The 14,904-nt window shown below is 57.0% G+C and carries 12 protein-coding genes and 3 tRNA genes; 5 read left to right on the forward strand and 10 right to left on the reverse strand.

Features of this window, described 5'->3' with window-relative positions; genetic code table 11:
• Window positions 1–66: 66 nt before the first annotated feature.
• The 3 genes from ACR3EQ_RS03930 to ACR3EQ_RS03940 all read right to left on the reverse strand — a co-directional run bounded on the left by ACR3EQ_RS03930 (window position 67) and on the right by ACR3EQ_RS03940 (window position 2,789).
• Window positions 67–1,653: an APC family permease gene (locus ACR3EQ_RS03930; protein ID WP_170616824.1), complete on the reverse strand. Its 1,587-nt coding sequence runs from the start codon at window positions 1,651–1,653 to the stop codon at window positions 67–69.
• A 180-nt stretch (window positions 1,654–1,833) separates the two neighbouring features.
• A complete protein-coding gene (locus tag ACR3EQ_RS03935; protein WP_170616826.1) occupies window positions 1,834–2,553 on the reverse strand; it encodes a VPLPA-CTERM sorting domain-containing protein in 720 nt (239 codons plus the stop codon).
• A gap of 161 nt (window positions 2,554–2,714) precedes the next feature.
• A tRNA-Val gene (locus tag ACR3EQ_RS03940) sits at window positions 2,715–2,789 on the reverse strand.
• 222 nt (window positions 2,790–3,011) lie between these two features.
• On the opposite strand from ACR3EQ_RS03940, the gene ACR3EQ_RS03945 reads away from it, so the two are divergent.
• From ACR3EQ_RS03945 to uvrA, 3 genes are all read left to right on the forward strand, one after another.
• A tRNA-Asp gene (locus ACR3EQ_RS03945) sits at window positions 3,012–3,088 on the forward strand.
• Window positions 3,089–3,140: 52 nt separating this feature from the next.
• A tRNA-Asp gene (locus ACR3EQ_RS03950) sits at window positions 3,141–3,217 on the forward strand.
• A gap of 174 nt (window positions 3,218–3,391) precedes the next feature.
• Window positions 3,392–6,250 (forward strand): excinuclease ABC subunit UvrA, encoded by a 2,859-nt coding sequence (gene uvrA / locus ACR3EQ_RS03955; protein WP_170616828.1) that lies wholly within the window; start codon window positions 3,392–3,394, stop codon window positions 6,248–6,250.
• A gap of 15 nt (window positions 6,251–6,265) precedes the next feature.
• Here the strand turns inward: uvrA and ACR3EQ_RS03960 are convergent, their stop codons facing one another.
• The 5 genes from ACR3EQ_RS03960 to ACR3EQ_RS03980 all read right to left on the reverse strand — a co-directional run bounded on the left by ACR3EQ_RS03960 (window position 6,266) and on the right by ACR3EQ_RS03980 (window position 11,008).
• Window positions 6,266–6,595, reverse strand: coding sequence for a hypothetical protein (locus tag ACR3EQ_RS03960; protein WP_480489779.1), 330 nt, complete (start codon window positions 6,593–6,595; stop codon window positions 6,266–6,268).
• Window positions 6,596–6,703: 108 nt separating this feature from the next.
• Window positions 6,704–7,576: a 3-hydroxyisobutyrate dehydrogenase gene (mmsB, locus tag ACR3EQ_RS03965; protein WP_480489781.1), complete on the reverse strand. Its 873-nt coding sequence runs from the start codon at window positions 7,574–7,576 to the stop codon at window positions 6,704–6,706.
• Window positions 7,577–7,578: 2 nt separating this feature from the next.
• Complete coding sequence (locus ACR3EQ_RS03970; RefSeq protein WP_480489783.1) at window positions 7,579–8,619, reverse strand: enoyl-CoA hydratase/isomerase family protein; 1,041 nt, start codon at window positions 8,617–8,619, stop codon at window positions 7,579–7,581.
• Window positions 8,620–8,626: 7 nt separating this feature from the next.
• Window positions 8,627–9,769 (reverse strand): acyl-CoA dehydrogenase family protein, encoded by a 1,143-nt coding sequence (locus ACR3EQ_RS03975; protein ID WP_170616835.1) that lies wholly within the window; start codon window positions 9,767–9,769, stop codon window positions 8,627–8,629.
• Between the two features lie 123 nt (window positions 9,770–9,892).
• On the reverse strand, window positions 9,893–11,008 hold the full coding sequence (locus ACR3EQ_RS03980) for a carboxylate-amine ligase (protein WP_170616837.1): 1,116 nt from the start codon (window positions 11,006–11,008) through the stop codon (window positions 9,893–9,895).
• Window positions 11,009–11,151: 143 nt separating this feature from the next.
• Here ACR3EQ_RS03980 and ACR3EQ_RS03985 point away from each other — a divergent pair, with 143 nt between their 5' ends.
• Together ACR3EQ_RS03985 and ACR3EQ_RS03990 are read left to right on the forward strand one after the other, a co-directional pair.
• Window positions 11,152–12,003 (forward strand): class I SAM-dependent methyltransferase, encoded by an 852-nt coding sequence (locus tag ACR3EQ_RS03985; protein WP_170616839.1) that lies wholly within the window; start codon window positions 11,152–11,154, stop codon window positions 12,001–12,003.
• Window positions 12,004–12,074: 71 nt separating this feature from the next.
• On the forward strand, window positions 12,075–12,554 hold the full coding sequence (locus tag ACR3EQ_RS03990) for a fasciclin domain-containing protein (RefSeq protein ID WP_170616841.1): 480 nt from the start codon (window positions 12,075–12,077) through the stop codon (window positions 12,552–12,554).
• Window positions 12,555–12,605: 51 nt separating this feature from the next.
• On the opposite strand, the gene ACR3EQ_RS03995 is transcribed toward ACR3EQ_RS03990, so the two are convergent.
• Both ACR3EQ_RS03995 and ACR3EQ_RS04000 read right to left on the reverse strand, forming a co-directional pair.
• Window positions 12,606–13,190, reverse strand: coding sequence for a L,D-transpeptidase (locus ACR3EQ_RS03995; protein ID WP_170616925.1), 585 nt, complete (start codon window positions 13,188–13,190; stop codon window positions 12,606–12,608).
• Window positions 13,191–13,389: 199 nt separating this feature from the next.
• Window positions 13,390–14,889 (reverse strand): CoA-acylating methylmalonate-semialdehyde dehydrogenase, encoded by a 1,500-nt coding sequence (locus ACR3EQ_RS04000; protein WP_170616843.1) that lies wholly within the window; start codon window positions 14,887–14,889, stop codon window positions 13,390–13,392.
• Window positions 14,890–14,904: the final 15 nt, after the last annotated feature.

Consider the following 14,904-nt stretch of genomic DNA (forward strand, 5'->3'; position numbering starts at 1 on the left):
CCTAAGAGAATATGGAGAAGCCTGCGGCAATTGCGGCGGGCTTTTTCATTTGGGTCACTCGGTTATTCAGAACCCGACAACGGGTTCCTTGGGATCCAGTATTTCTTCTTCGGCGATGTATTCCTGAAACTTTTCAGTGGATAGGGCTGAACGGACGGCAAGACTGAAGATCACGGCGGAAAACAGGATACACAGCAGAATATCCCAACCAAAGGGGATCTGCTTTTGCGCGCCTTCGCCGAATTGCCCAAGGAAAGAGATCAGCCCGATACCGGCAAAATAGGGCGCCAGCCACAAAGCTTCGGTCACGTCCATTTCGTCAAGACGGTTGCGGAACCGCAGCAGCAGAAGAACCATTCCAACGATCAATGCAATGCCAAGTCGCCAGACCGTGTCCCAACCGCTCCAGTAGACGACCAATGTGGCAACGGCAAAGGCCGTGACGGCGACCACCTTGACGGCCGGGATGCGGATCGAACGTGGGTGATCGGGCATGAGGTGGCGCAAGCAGACCACGGCGATTGGGCCGACGGCGAATGACAGGACGATGGCCGCTCCGTTCAACGCGATTACTGTGGCGAAAGGTACGGTCAGCAGGAAGAGCGTTCCGATCAGAAAATTCAGCGCCAGTGCCCAAAGCGGCACGCCGAACGAAGACAGCATTTGCAGGCGTTGCGGCAGGAAGCCGTTTTTGGACAACGCCATGGCAATACGCGCGTTCGAGCCAGTGGCCACCAATCCGTTGCCAAAAGGTCCGATTACCGAGCCGATGTTGAGCAGGCTGAGAAACCAGATGATCCCCACGGACATGATTATTCCGTCCAGCGGACCCTGACCGCCAAAGTTCAATTGTGCCCAACCGTTTTTCAGCATTTCGGGATCAAGCGCGCCGATGAATGCGATCTGAAGTCCCAGATACAGGGCCGCGCACAGAACGATGGATAGAACCAGGGCTGCGGGGATGGCGAATTTGGGGTTTCGAACTTCACCGGCCATGTCGACGACGTGGCGAAATCCGATGAAAGAGAATATCACGCCTCCGGTCGACACCGCTGCCATGATGCCCTGCAATCCATAGGGCGCAAAACCACCTGGCTGAGTGAAGTTTTCGGTGTTGAACCGTGTCGCGATCAGCAGGATCGACAGAACGATAGGGATAGCGATTTTGGCCCACGTCAGCGCAGCGTTGACCTGCGTGAAAAACTTCACCCCCAATGCGTTGACCGCGACGAACAGAAGCATGAAAACCAGCGCAACCGCGATGCCAGCCCCGGTCAGATCGCCGGTATCCGCAGCATGCAGCCAGGGCGCATAGGGCGCGAGGTATTTCAACATCGCCTCAACTTCGATTGGTGCGGTGGTGTTATATCCGATCCAGGCTGTCCACCCCATGGCCATCGAGACTATGTTGCCATGCGAAAACTGAGGCACCCGTGCAATTCCACCGGATATCGGCAGCATGGCCGAGATTTCGGCAAATGTTATGGCCAGAACAAACATGGCAACCGCGCCGATAATCCAGGACAGGATGGCCGCAGGACCAGCATGCTGCACGGCCAGCATAGGCCCGAACAGCCAGCCCGAGCCAATAATGCCACCAACCGAAATGAACGTCAGGCCAACAAGACCAATATCGCGCTTCAATTCAGCCATAAACAATCCTGAAAACAATGCCCGGAATTACCGATCAATTCCGGTCAGGATAGGCGGGGGGATCGCGCTGTGACAAGCTTGCTCTCGAGCAACCCTCAATCAGCTCAACTTGTTGGTATTGAGACAGTTCTGGCGGCACGCGTAAGCCAGCCTAGGTGTCACCGGGCTCCCAGCCAGACTCTAGTAGGCGGTTATTCTACGTCGCCTGATTCCAAACAGCCCAGCTATTGCGCCTATCAGTAGCAGTCCGCTGGCGGGCAGCGGAACGGCTGATACTTTTAGATTGTCCACCCGATAACTGGCACACCAATCGTTACACCAAACCGTGTTGGGTCCGAACGGGTCGTACAAGTCATTCCAATAGGGGCCACTGATCGGGTTGTTCACGGTAAGTATCAACTGATCGATATGAGAGAACCCGCTAGATAACCTAAGCTTCTTTAGTTTCGGTATGACACTGTCCGACGTAAGTTGTGTCTGCGTCGGGCCGATCGACTGCGTAGCCACCGTAGCCCCGTTTCGCACTCCAGTGAAAGTCAGAGTTGCCACCGGCGCAATTCCTGACGTTGCCCACTGGAAGTAGGCTTGGCTGTTATCGTCTGCCGGTCTAGGCCCCGATCCCGACATGAAAATCCGCAATGCGCCCCAAACATCAATAGATTTTGCCGTGAATGTTGTTCCGCTTATGGCTCTGATTGTTGACGTCAGAATGCCACTATCGGAATGCAGGTACAGGTAGTTCCCTCCCAGATAGGTCGTGCTGTAATCGTAGATGAACCCGTTGGACGTCGCAGGTCCACCACCCGCATTGGGATAAACCGGGTTGTGATCGAACGTAACCGTCAAAGCACTGGCTGCATTGGCCAAGCACACGGCTAACGCCGCAAATATATGTTTCATCGCAATACCCTCTATCAATGTCTGCAGATTAGATAGCGAAGTATCACTTTGCAACTGATCGTAGAGGCGGTTCTTTTAGAGAAATGAGGCTTGGACGCCTGGCCGCGTTTTGGCTTCTGGCACCCATTCCTGTCGCCAGATCCGACAAGTCATTGAAAAGATGGTGGGTGATAAGAGATTTGAACTCCTGACATCTTCGATGTGAACGAAGCGCTCTACCACTGAGCTAATCACCCGTGAGGCCGCCTCTTACAGTGTGTCAGTCCGGTTCGCAAGATCAGATGCAGGTGGCGCAGAAACTTTGCTTGCCCTCAGCGCATTTCACGCAGAACCCGGCGCCTGTTCAAAGGGTGGGTTCGGGAAAAAATCAGGATAAGGCAAAAAACTTGAAAACGCCGCTTGACGATGCCGGGGCGTGGCCATAATACACCCCAACGTTCAGAGCGAACGGGCAGCGGGCGGTTGTAGCTCAGTTGGTTAGAGTACCGGCCTGTCACGCCGGGGGTCGCGGGTTCGAGCCCCGTCAACCGCGCCATCGCTGCCAGCCTTTGATCCGGGTCAATGGATCAGACATAGACCCTAAATGCGCGGTTGTAGCTCAGTTGGTTAGAGTACCGGCCTGTCACGCCGGGGGTCGCGGGTTCGAGCCCCGTCAACCGCGCCATTTCCCTGATTTCGTTGAATGACCGAAAACAGTTGCCCATTGGGGCGATCGACATGGGGCTAATGTCAGGAGTTGTCGGCAATAATCCGACTGTTCATACTTTGTTCTAACTTTTGTGTTGGAGACTCAGCCTGGCTCGCCTATTTCTAGGACACTTGTCTGTTGGGGGCCGAAATGGCTGAGCTGAAGAATATCGAGGTGCGCGGAGCGCGCGAGCATAACCTCAAAAGTATTGATGTTGACATTCCACGGGATCAGCTTGTGGTGATTACAGGTCTGTCTGGTTCGGGCAAGTCGTCGCTGGCCTTTGATACCATCTATGCCGAAGGTCAAAGGCGCTATGTCGAAAGCCTGTCCGCTTATGCGCGCCAGTTTCTGGACATGATGGAAAAGCCCGACGTTGACCATATCAGCGGCCTGTCCCCGGCGATTTCCATCGAGCAGAAAACGACGTCGAAGAACCCACGCTCCACCGTTGGTACGGTCACCGAGATCTATGATTATTTGCGACTGTTGTTCGCGCGTGCAGGGACGCCCTACAGCCCTGCCACGGGTCTGCCCATTGAAGCGCAGCAGGTGCAGGACATGGTCGACCGCATCATGGCGATGGAGGAAGGGACGCGCGGATACCTTCTGGCACCCATCGTGCGGGACCGGAAAGGGGAGTACAAAAAAGAATTCCTCGAACTGCGTAAGCAGGGCTTCCAGCGCGTCAAGGTGGACGGGGAGTTCTATGAACTTGATGAGCCGCCCACTCTGGACAAGAAGTTTCGCCATGACATCGACGTCGTAGTCGACCGTCTGGTTGTACGCGAAGGGATGGAAACACGTCTGGCCGACAGCCTGCGGACCGCGCTGGATCTGGCCGATGGAATCGCGATTCTGGAAACCGCGCCACGCGAAGGAGACCCCGAACGTATCACTTTCAGCGAGAATTTTGCCTGTCCGGTCAGTGGCTTCACGATCCCCGAGATCGAGCCGCGCCTGTTCTCGTTCAACGCACCTTTTGGGGCATGCCCGGATTGTGACGGTCTGGGAGTGGAACTGTTCTTCGATGAGCGTCTCGTGGTGCCGGACCAGACACTGAAACTGTATGATGGTGCACTGGCGCCGTGGCGAAAGGGTAAATCGCCGTACTTCCTTCAAACCATCGAAGCCATCGCCCGCCACTTTGAGTTCGACAAGAACACCCCATGGAAAGACCTGCCGGAGAAGGTGCAGCAGGTGTTTCTTCGGGGGTCGGGCGACGAGGAAATACAGTTCCGTTACGACGAAGGTGGACGGGTTTATCAAGTGACTCGCAGTTTCGAGGGCGTAATTCCCAATATGGAACGCCGTTACCGCGAGACCGACAGCGCCTGGATCCGTGAAGAATTCGAGCGCTATCAGAATAACCGCCCCTGCGGGACATGTGATGGCTACCGTCTGCGTCCCGAAGCCCTGGCCGTCAAAATCGCGGGCCTGCATGTTGGGCAGGTGGTTCAGATGTCGATCAAGGAGGCTCTGGCCTGGATCGAGGATGCTCCGAACCATCTGAACACGCAGAAAAACGAGATAGCGCGCGCAATTCTGAAGGAAATCCGCGAACGACTTGGATTCCTGAATAATGTTGGTTTGGAATACCTTACGCTGTCACGTTCAAGTGGAACCCTGTCTGGTGGCGAAAGCCAGCGGATCCGGTTGGCCAGCCAGATCGGTTCGGGTCTGACAGGGGTTCTGTATGTGCTGGACGAGCCGTCAATCGGGTTGCACCAGCGCGACAATGACCGTCTGCTTGGAACGCTCAAGAACCTGCGCGATCAAGGGAATACCGTGATCGTTGTTGAGCATGACGAAGAAGCCATCCGTGAGGCTGATTACGTTTTTGATATTGGTCCCGGCGCCGGTGTGCATGGCGGGCAGGTCGTAAGCCACGGAACACCTGCGGAAATTACGGCGGATGCGGCCTCGATCACGGGGCAATATCTGGCCGGAACGCGCGAGATCGCAGTGCCCGCTGAACGGCGCAAGGGCAACAAGAAGAAGGTGTCGGTGGTCAATGCGACCGGGAACAACCTGAAGAATGTGACGGCTGAGTTTCCTTTGGCCAAGTTTGTCTGTGTGACCGGAGTTTCCGGCGGCGGGAAATCCACTTTGACCATTGAGACGCTGTTCAAAACGGCGTCGATGCGCCTGAATGGCGCGCGCCAGACACCTGCGCCGTGCGAGACGATCAAGGGACTGGAGCATCTGGATAAGGTCATCGACATCGACCAGCGGCCGATCGGGCGGACTCCGCGTTCAAATCCAGCAACTTACACGGGGGCGTTCACCCCGATCCGCGACTGGTTTGCCGGTCTGCCCGAGGCCAAGGCACGAGGGTACAAACCGGGACGGTTCAGCTTCAACGTCAAGGGAGGTCGGTGCGAGGCCTGTCAGGGTGACGGGGTCATCAAGATCGAGATGCACTTCCTTCCGGATGTCTACGTGACCTGTGAAACCTGCAAGGGTGCGCGGTACAACCGCGAGACACTGGAGATCAAATTCAAGGGCAAGTCCATCGCGGATGTTCTTGATATGACGGTGGAAGACGCGCAGGACTTCTTCAAAGCTGTGCCTTCCATTCGCGACAAGATGGACGCACTGGCGCGGGTTGGTCTGGGTTATATCAAGGTCGGACAGCAGGCCACCACGCTTTCGGGTGGTGAGGCGCAGCGGGTCAAGCTTTCAAAGGAACTGTCCAAACGTTCGACCGGGCGGACGCTGTATATTCTGGATGAACCGACCACCGGCCTGCACTTTGAAGATGTCCGTAAGCTTCTGGAAGTACTGCACGAACTGGTAGATCAGGGAAATACGGTCATTGTGATCGAACACAACCTGGATGTGATCAAAACCGCCGATTGGATCATCGATATTGGCCCGGAAGGTGGCGATGGCGGCGGACAGATTGTTGCCGAGGGCACACCCGAGCAAGTTGCGGAGTGTGAGGGCAGCCATACCGGGCACTACCTCAGGCCGATGTTGAATTTGGACCGGGTCGCTGCAGAATAGCGGCCCGTCAGTTTCCTAGTACAGGATATCCGCCACGGCGCCGATCAGGTTGAGAACTTTCCGCGTTTCAGGATCGATTCTGTAGACATAGTCGCCGGCGCGAACGTAATTGCCGCCTCGTTTCAGGCCGTATCGATAGGGATCGTCGATCCAGACATAGTCCCGTTCGATACGGTCGCCCGTCCGATATAGGTTTTTGACCTGTCCTGGTGGCACGCAGGGGACTGCCTTTTTGGCCAGACCGGGCGGGCAGTGCCCGGCCTTTCCCTTTCCGTTGCCAGCTTCGACCGCAGCCGTACTGATCACCAGCAAAGCGATGGATCCAAAAATTCTCAGAGTCTTCATCGGCGGCCCCTGCAATTATTCTGCACTGGTTTTAGCACGTACAGACCGGGACAAAGAAGTGACGACAAACAACTATTTTCGGGTCAGCAAAAAACTGCTTTACGCGCCTCAGCTCCGGCCTCTCTTTTCAAACCGGGGCAGCATGGCGGAAAAGTCTTTCCCCAACCCATCTTCAGCTTCGACAAATTGTTCATACAAGGCCGTTGCAGCCTGGCCCATGGGTGTGTCCGCATCCGACCCTTCCGCGGCCTGCTGGCTAAGGCGTAAATCCTTCAGCATCAGCTCTGCAGCAAAACCTGGTTTGTAGCCGTTGTCGGCGGGACTGGTGGGACCAACGCCGGGGGCAGGGCAATAGGCGTTCATTGTCCAGCTATATCCGGACGATGTACTGACGACATCAAACATCTTTTGGCGATCCAACCCCAACTTGTCGGCCAGTGCAAAAGCCTCACAGGTCGCGATCATGGTGACGCCGAGGATCATGTTGTTGCAGATCTTTGCCGCCTGACCTGCGCCGGAGTCGCCGCAATGAACGGCCTTCTGGCCCATGACGTCGAACAGCGGTTCGGCCGTTGAAAACGCTTCTTTCAAACCACCTGCCATGAAAGTCAGCGTACCAGCTGCGGCGCCCCCAATACCGCCTGAAACCGGAGCGTCAACGGCTCTTAGCCCGGCTGCCAGGGCCTGATCGGCCACAGCGCGCGCGCTGTCGACGTCGACGGTTGAGCAATCAATCCAGGTGGCGCCTTTCTGCATGGCCGGAACAATCTCGTCCGCGACAGATCGCAAGATCTGACCGTTTGGAAGCATCGTAATTGCCACGTCTGCTCCGGCGACGGCCTCGGCCCCGGAAGATGCCATGGTGACCCCTTCGACTGTGACGTCTGCCATGTCAAAGCCAACCACAACATGCCCGGCCTTCGCCAGATTGGCGGCCATCGGTGCGCCCATGTTGCCAAGGCCGATAAACCCGATTTTCATCCTTATTCCTCCTCGAATGTCAGTGCGTCCGCGCCCAGTGGTTGCAGCATTTTCGAAACAACGACTGCGGGTACGGATTGATCCGCAAAGCTCCACCTAGGATTGCGGTCCTTGTCTATGATCTGCGCGCGAATGCCTTCCAGAAAATCCCCGTGTTCCATGGCGCGGAACGTAAACCGGAATTCCAGTTCCAACGCTTTGCGTATTGTCAGCGATGGCCCACGCAATCGATGCAGCATTTCTACGTAACAGGCCATCGACAAAGGTGAATGCCGTCCGAGTGTGGCCAGAGTTTTGGTGGAGAAATCCGGATCAGCGTTACGCAGATTGGTCAGGATGTCGCCCAGCGCCTCGCCCGAGAATATGTCATCGATCACAGGTTGGTCCTGCTCCAATGTACTCTCCGGCGGAGTCTGCGCGTGTTTGGCCAGTATCTCGGCATCACCAGAGGCTTCGAGCAGCTCCATGAGATCGGACCATTGGGACTGCGGGATATAGTGATCGGCAAATCCGGCATAAATCGCATCACCTGGCCCCATGCGTCGTCCGGTTGTTCCCAGATATTCACCTAACCGGCCGGGTGCCAGGGCCAGCATCAGCGTGCTGCCGACGTCCGGAACCAGTCCGATGGAGCATTCAGGCAATGCGATCTGCGCGGTCTCGCCCACGATCCGGTGACTTCCGTGGCACCCGATGCCAACACCGCCGCCCATTGTGAAACCCTGCAGAAAGCTGATCACCGGTTTAGGGTACTCGAAGATCAGGGCATTCAAGCGGTATTCATCGCGCCAGAAGGTTTGACCATAGGCGAAATCGCCTTTCATGCCCGTTTCATAAAGCTCGGCGATGTCACCTCCGGCGCAAAAGGCCTTGTCGCCTTCGGCATCAATAATGATCAGGTCAACCGAGTCATCTTCGCGCCAGTTCCGCAGGGCGCTGTCTATGGCCATGCACATGTCATAACTAAGCGCGTTGAGCGCCTTGGGCCGAGCCAATGTGATGCGCCCGGCGCGGCCTGTCACACGGATGTTGATATCTGGCATTTGATCCTCAGCGTTGGGCAAGCATCTGGCGGGCGACGATCACGCGCATGATCTCGTTGGTGCCTTCCAATATCTGATGCACGCGCAGATCACGCACAAGCTTTTCGATCCCGTAATCGGCCAGATAGCCGTACCCGCCATGCAACTGCAGACATTGATCGACGACTTTTGATCCCGTTTCGGTAACGAACTTTTTGGCCATCGCGCAGAACTTGCTGGCATCGGGCGTGCCTTGATCCAGCTTCCACGCGGCCTGCCGCAAGAAGACGCGCGCGGCCTGCAGTTCAATCTCCATATCGGCCAGGCGGAACTGCAGGGCCTGAAACTGGTCGATGGATTGACCGAATGCTTTACGCTCGGACATGTATTGCAAGGTCATATCCAAGCCGGTTTGCGCCGCACCCAGAGAGCAGGAGGCGATATTCAAACGCCCGCCGTCCAGTCCCATCATGGCGTATTTGAATCCGTCACCTTCGGTGCCGACCAGGTTCCCCGATGGTATCTTGCAGTCATCGAACTGCACCTGCGCCGTCGGCTGGCTTTTCCAACCCATTTTCTGCTCAAGCGCCCCGAAGCTGAGACCGGGTGTACCGTCTTCGACATAAACGGTCGAAATCCCCTTGGGACCATCCTGACCCGTGCGCACCATGCAGACATAAGCATCTGAGTAGCCACCGCCCGAGATAAACGCCTTGGTGCCGTTCAGCGTGTAACCTTCGTTTGTACGCTCGGCGCGGGTTTTGAGCGCTGCAGCGTCCGAGCCCGAGCCCGGTTCGGTCAGGCAGTAGCTGAGGACCGTATCAAGACTGAGAACCTGTGGCATGATACGTGATTTCAGCTCGTCACTGGCGAAACTGTCCAGCATCTTTGCGCACATGTTGTGGATCGACAGGAAGGCTGCAACCGACGGGCAAGCCATGGACAAAGCTTCAAAAACCAGCGTTGCATCCAGCCTGCTCAGACCCGATCCTCCAGCGTCCTCAGAGACATACAAGCCACCGAAGCCCAGTTCGCCGATCCGGGGCCAAAGGTCTTTGGGAATGGTTCCATCCGCCTCCCATTGCCGCGCAAACGGAGCGATGTTTTCCTGCCCAAATGCATAGGCCATGTCGAAGATAGCTGTCTGTTCCTCGGTCAGCGCGAAATCCATGCCAATCCTTCCCGTCGATGCTGAATTGAACGATTGTTTATTTCCCAATCGTTACAGAAATTTTGCACGATCAGCAATCACGGGAAGTAAGGTTATGGTATTGATCGGCCCGGGTGCGCGATATCAGAGATCTTCGTGGAATTCCTCGATCAGGTGCTTCACGACCGCCTGACCGGGATCGTCCCCTTTTGCCACGGCCTCGGCGTGTACACGGCGCTGGCGTGTGGCGGACGTTCCGTTTTCCGCAATTTGCCGCAGGCGGGCCAATTCGGTCATCGTGCCCAACGCCTCGGTATCTTCCGCCAGCATTCCCATCAGTTCACCAATCAGTTCAGGCATTGGCTTGATTGAACGGTCACCAAAATCGATCAGCCCCTCGCCAACGCCGTACCGTTGCGCGCGCCAGCGGTTTTCGCCGATGAGGAACCGGTCATAGTGACGCCAGCGCAGGTTGCGGTCTTTCAAACGACACAGCATCCGGGTCAGCGCCTGGATCATCGCAGCCAGCGAAAGGGCGTGTTCCAGCCGGGGCTGCACATCCATGATACGGGTTTCCAACGTCGGAAACCGATGCGATGGGCGCAGGTCCCACCAGATCTTTGAGGTGTCTTCGATGACGCCGAGTTCCACAAGGATTCCCGTTGTACGCTCGTATTCAGCCCAGCTGGCCGGTACCGGAGGCAATCCGGTTCGGGGCAGGTTGTCGAACACGGTCAGCCGATAGGAGGACAATCCGGTGTCTTCACCGCTCCAGAACGGAGAGGACGTGGAAAGAGCCAACAGGTGCGGCAAAAAGTAGGACAGTTGTGGCATCAGGTCGGCACGCAGCGCCTTGTCTTCGACGCCGACGTGAACATGCATGCCGCAGATCAGCATGCGTCGCGCAACACCGCCAAGGGCATGTTGCAAGGCGTCATAGCGATCCTTGCGTGTATGATGCTGGTCTTTCCACTTTGCAAAGGGATGGCAGGATGCGGCAATCGGAGCCAGATTGTATTCAGCGGCGCGCGTGGCAACGCAAGACCGCAACCGCTTGAGGTCCTCACGGGCCGCGCCAATCGTGGCATGAGGGCGGGTTCCCACCTCGATCTGGCATTGCAGGAATTCAGGGCTGACCTGACCTTCAAAATCGGCCTGGCAAGCATCCATCAAAGCGGCAGGTGCTTCGGACAATTGCAGGCTGTCGCGGTCCACAAGCAGGTATTCCTCTTCAATACCCAGCGTGAATTCCTGCTGCATGGCGGCCCTCCGGTCTTTATGTTCACGCCAGTGAATACGGAATTTGCCCTTTTGCCAAGTGTTTGCCGCGCAGGTGCTTGCGAAGCCTTGGTCGGCACAGGTAAGGAGCGGGGAGTGTTCAACCACGGATCGGAGACGGCGGCGTGAAACCCAGGAAATTCCCGCGGACCAATGCAATTCTGGATCGCTTCGGCGTCAAGCTGATCGACAAAGTCACTGAACGGGATGAGCGCGCCCGGCTGGAAAGCTTTGAACGGGCTGGCGGATTGGAACGCCCTGCATATGCCCTTTCTCCGGGAATGGATGGGTTCGATGTCGGCCCGCTGGTCGAGGAATATCACGAACATGCCGATGCGCTTGCGGCATTGAAGGACCCGTCGCGCAACAAGACCGGCTATCGCATCGGGAACGGATACTATGACAGCCCGGATGCGGACGCGCTTTATCTGATGATCCGTAGATTCAAGCCGAAACATGTGATCGAAGTCGGGTGTGGCAATTCAACCCGCGTCACGCGACAGGCGATCATTGATGGCGGGCTGAACACCCGCATTACGGCAATCGATCCGTATCCGAGGGCGGATATTGCGCATGTCGTGGATGATTTTGAACAAAAACGACTGGAAGAGGTCGATCCGACGCTGTTTGAAAACCTGCAAGAAGGCGACGTTCTTTTCATCGATTCCAGCCATGTGGTCCGCATGAGCAACGACGTCGCGCATCTGTTCTGTCGCATCATTCCGGCCCTGAAACCAGGTGTCGTCATCCACGTGCACGATGTTTTTTTGCCCTACGAATACCCCACTCGTTTCTTCTATGATTGCCCCGGATGGGGCGAACAGTACATGCTGCACGCATTGCTGCAATCGAGTTTATATTCAATGCTTTGGCCGGGATATTACCTTCAGCGGGAACGCCCGGACGCGGTCGAGGCCTTGCCATTCCTGAAGGATGGTCGGGCGCAGAGTATTTGGGTTCAGCTCAGAAAATCTTGACTTCAAAGTGATCCGCCACGCCGGGGCTGCCGTAACCCTTTCCATAACAAGCTGGAGAGGAGATGACAGCCATGTTTCGCCGCACATTCCTGGGCGCCGCCGCCGCGATTGCATTGACTTTGCCAATGCAGGCTCGTGCCGGGTCCGATATTGTTGATACCGCCGTCTCGGCCGGATCATTCACCACTCTTGTCGCCGCAGTTCAGGCTGCAGGGCTGGTTGACACTTTGAAAGGCGACGGACCTTTCACTGTTTTTGCCCCGACCGACGAGGCGTTTGCGGCTTTGCCCGAGGGTACCGTTGAATCGCTTCTGCTGCCTGAAAACAAAGATCAGTTGGTTTCCATCCTGACCTATCACGTGGTTCCGGCCAAAGTTATGTCAGGGGACATCGCAGGTAAGCGCGCGAAGGTGCTTACCGTTCAGGGCGACCGCCTTAGTGTGAACGCCAAGAACGGCGTCAAGGTTAACGGTGCCAAGGTGGTTCAGGCTGATATCGAAGCCAGCAACGGCGTGATCCACGTTGTCGACGCGGTAATCCTGCCTGAATAAGTTTCCCAACAAAAAATGAAAAACCCCGGCTTTGAGGCCGGGGTTTTTTTGTCAGATCAGTCTGACTTGTGTGCCGATCTGCACCAGCGGGTACAATTGTTCGACATGCTGATTGTACAAACCAATGCAGCCGGACGAGCTTTGACGACCGATTTTGCGCGTATCATGCGTTCCATGCACCAGATAGGCAGGCCAGCCCAGATACATTGCGCGGGTTCCCAGCGGATTGCCCGGGTCGCCACCTTCCATTCGCACAGGCAGGTTCGGATCACGCTCGCGCATAGATGCAGTCGGGGTCCAGCTGGGGTTTTCCCGCTTGCGCACAACTTCGGTATACCCGCGTTTGGTCAATTCCTCGCTCATCGGAACCGAGCTGGGATAGAGTTTATAGGTCCCATCCGGGGCCCAGTAGTGAACGGCGCGGCTGGTAATATCGGCCAGCAGGCATCCGACGCCCAATTCATTGAAGTGATCCTGCCAGTTCTGCTGCGAAAACGAGGACACATTGCGGCGCACCGGCAACTGCGTGCTGATGGCTTCTTCTTCCTGCGGAAACGCATCAGAGCTTTGCGCGCGTACCAGGGCAGGCGTCGCCAGAAAGGTCGCTGCGCCCAGCAATGCAGAGCGGCGGGTCATGCGGGGATTTGACAAGTTGGCCTCCGGTTCAGGAACTGCTCGGGTATTTATTTGGCGCTAAAATATTGTCCGCCGGTTCGGTTTTCCAGAGCTTTGCGTCTGAATTTTTCGTGAAATGGTCCCCGTTGGCGACGCTTCGCCGAAAAAAGCCCGGCCTGTGGCAGGCCGGGCATATCGTTTTTCAGGTCCGATGTGCAGATCAGTCCATCGCTTTGAAGTTGAACTCGCCACCTTCCTTGATGCCGGACGGCCAGCGCGACGTTACGGTTTTGGTCCGGGTGTAGAACTTGAAGCTGTCCGGACCGTGCTGGTTCAGGTCGCCGAACATGGATTTCTTCCAGCCGCCAAAAGTGTGGTAGGCCAGCGGAACCGGGATCGGAACGTTGATGCCCACCATGCCGATGTTCACGCGGCTGGCAAAGTCACGCGCGGTGTCACCGTCACGGGTGAAGATCGCGGTCCCGTTTCCGTACTCGTGGTCCATCGCCAGCTTCAGCGCTTCTTCATAGGAGCCGGCACGGACAGTCGAAAGAACCGGGCCAAAGATTTCCTGCTTGTAGATGTCCATCTCTGGCGTCACGTGGTCGAACAGGTGTGGGCCGACAAAGAAGCCGTCCTCATAGCCCTGCAGGCTGAAGTCGCGGTTGTCGACGACAAGTTTCGCGCCTTGCTCCACGCCGGAATTGATCAGGCCGAGAATACGCTCTTTCGCGGCGCCGGTGACAACCGGGCCCATGTCGACATCGTCGCCCGCGGTGTAGGGGCCGACCTTCAGCTTTTCGACACGGGGGATCAGTTTCTCGATCAGCGCGTCGGCTGTTTCCTCACCTACCGGAACGGCGACGGAAATGGCCATGCAGCGTTCGCCCGCCGCGCCAAAGCCTGCGCCAACCAGCGCATCGGCCGCCTGATCCAGATCCGCGTCAGGCATGACGATCATGTGGTTCTTTGCGCCGCCAAAGCACTGCGCGCGCTTGCCGTTCGCGGTGGCACGCGAATAGATGTATTGCGCGATCGGGGTCGATCCAACAAAGGACACGCCCTGAATGACTTCGCTGTCCAGCAGCGTATCCACAGCTTCTTTGTCGCCATTGACGACCTGGAACACGCCTTTCGGCAGACCGGCCTCGACGAACAGTTCGGCCAGCATCAGCGGCACGGACGGGTCACGCTCGGACGGCTTCAGCACCACGGCGTTGCCGCAGGCCAGGGCAGGGCCGACATGCCACAGGGGCATCATTGCCGGGAAGTTGAACGGCATGATCGAGGCGACAACGCCCAGCGGCTGGCGCATGGAGTACATGTCGATGCCGGGACCGGCGCTGTCGGTGAATTCACCCTTCAGCATCTGAGGCGCACCGATGCAGTATTCGATGACTTCCAGACCACGCTGCAGGTCACCCTTGGCGTCGGGAATGGTTTTGCCATGCTCGCGGCTCAGCGCCTCGGCCAGTTTATCCATATCGCGGTTCATCAGGCCGACCATGGCCATCATCACCCGCGCACGCTTCTGCGGGTTGGTCGCGCCCCAGGCCGGTTGTGCGGCGGCGGCGCTGGCAATTGCAGCAGTGGTTTCAGCGGCACTTGCCATCGGGCATTTGTACTGCACTTCGCCCGTTGCAGGGTTGAAGACGTCGTCAAAGCGGCCGGACGATCCCGCCACGTTTTCGCCGTTAATGAAATGGGTCAGTTCAGTCATAGCGAATTCCTCCGA

The sequence above is a fragment of the Ruegeria sp. AN11 genome, from assembly GCF_056536005.1.

Coding starts and splice junctions, on each gene's coding strand:
- ACR3EQ_RS03930 (WP_170616824.1), bottom strand. CDS start 1,653: ATGGCTGAATTGAAGCGCGATATTGGTCTTGTTGGCCTGACGTTCATT.
- ACR3EQ_RS03995 (WP_170616925.1), bottom strand. CDS start 13,190: ATGACCCGCCGCTCTGCATTGCTGGGCGCAGCGACCTTTCTGGCGACG.
- ACR3EQ_RS03980 (WP_170616837.1), bottom strand. CDS start 11,008: ATGCAGCAGGAATTCACGCTGGGTATTGAAGAGGAATACCTGCTTGTG.
- ACR3EQ_RS03990 (WP_170616841.1), top strand. CDS start 12,075: ATGTTTCGCCGCACATTCCTGGGCGCCGCCGCCGCGATTGCATTGACT.
- uvrA (WP_170616828.1), top strand. CDS start 3,392: ATGGCTGAGCTGAAGAATATCGAGGTGCGCGGAGCGCGCGAGCATAAC.
- ACR3EQ_RS04000 (WP_170616843.1), bottom strand. CDS start 14,889: ATGACTGAACTGACCCATTTCATTAACGGCGAAAACGTGGCGGGATCG.
- ACR3EQ_RS03975 (WP_170616835.1), bottom strand. CDS start 9,769: ATGGATTTCGCGCTGACCGAGGAACAGACAGCTATCTTCGACATGGCC.
- ACR3EQ_RS03935 (WP_170616826.1), bottom strand. CDS start 2,553: ATGAAACATATATTTGCGGCGTTAGCCGTGTGCTTGGCCAATGCAGCC.
- mmsB (WP_480489781.1), bottom strand. CDS start 7,576: ATGAAAATCGGGTTTATCGGCCTTGGCAACATGGGCGCACCGATGGCC.
- ACR3EQ_RS03970 (WP_480489783.1), bottom strand. CDS start 8,619: ATGCCAGATATCAACATCCGTGTGACAGGCCGCGCCGGGCGCATCACA.
- ACR3EQ_RS03960 (WP_480489779.1), bottom strand. CDS start 6,595: ATGAAGACTCTGAGAATTTTTGGATCCATCGCTTTGCTGGTGATCAGT.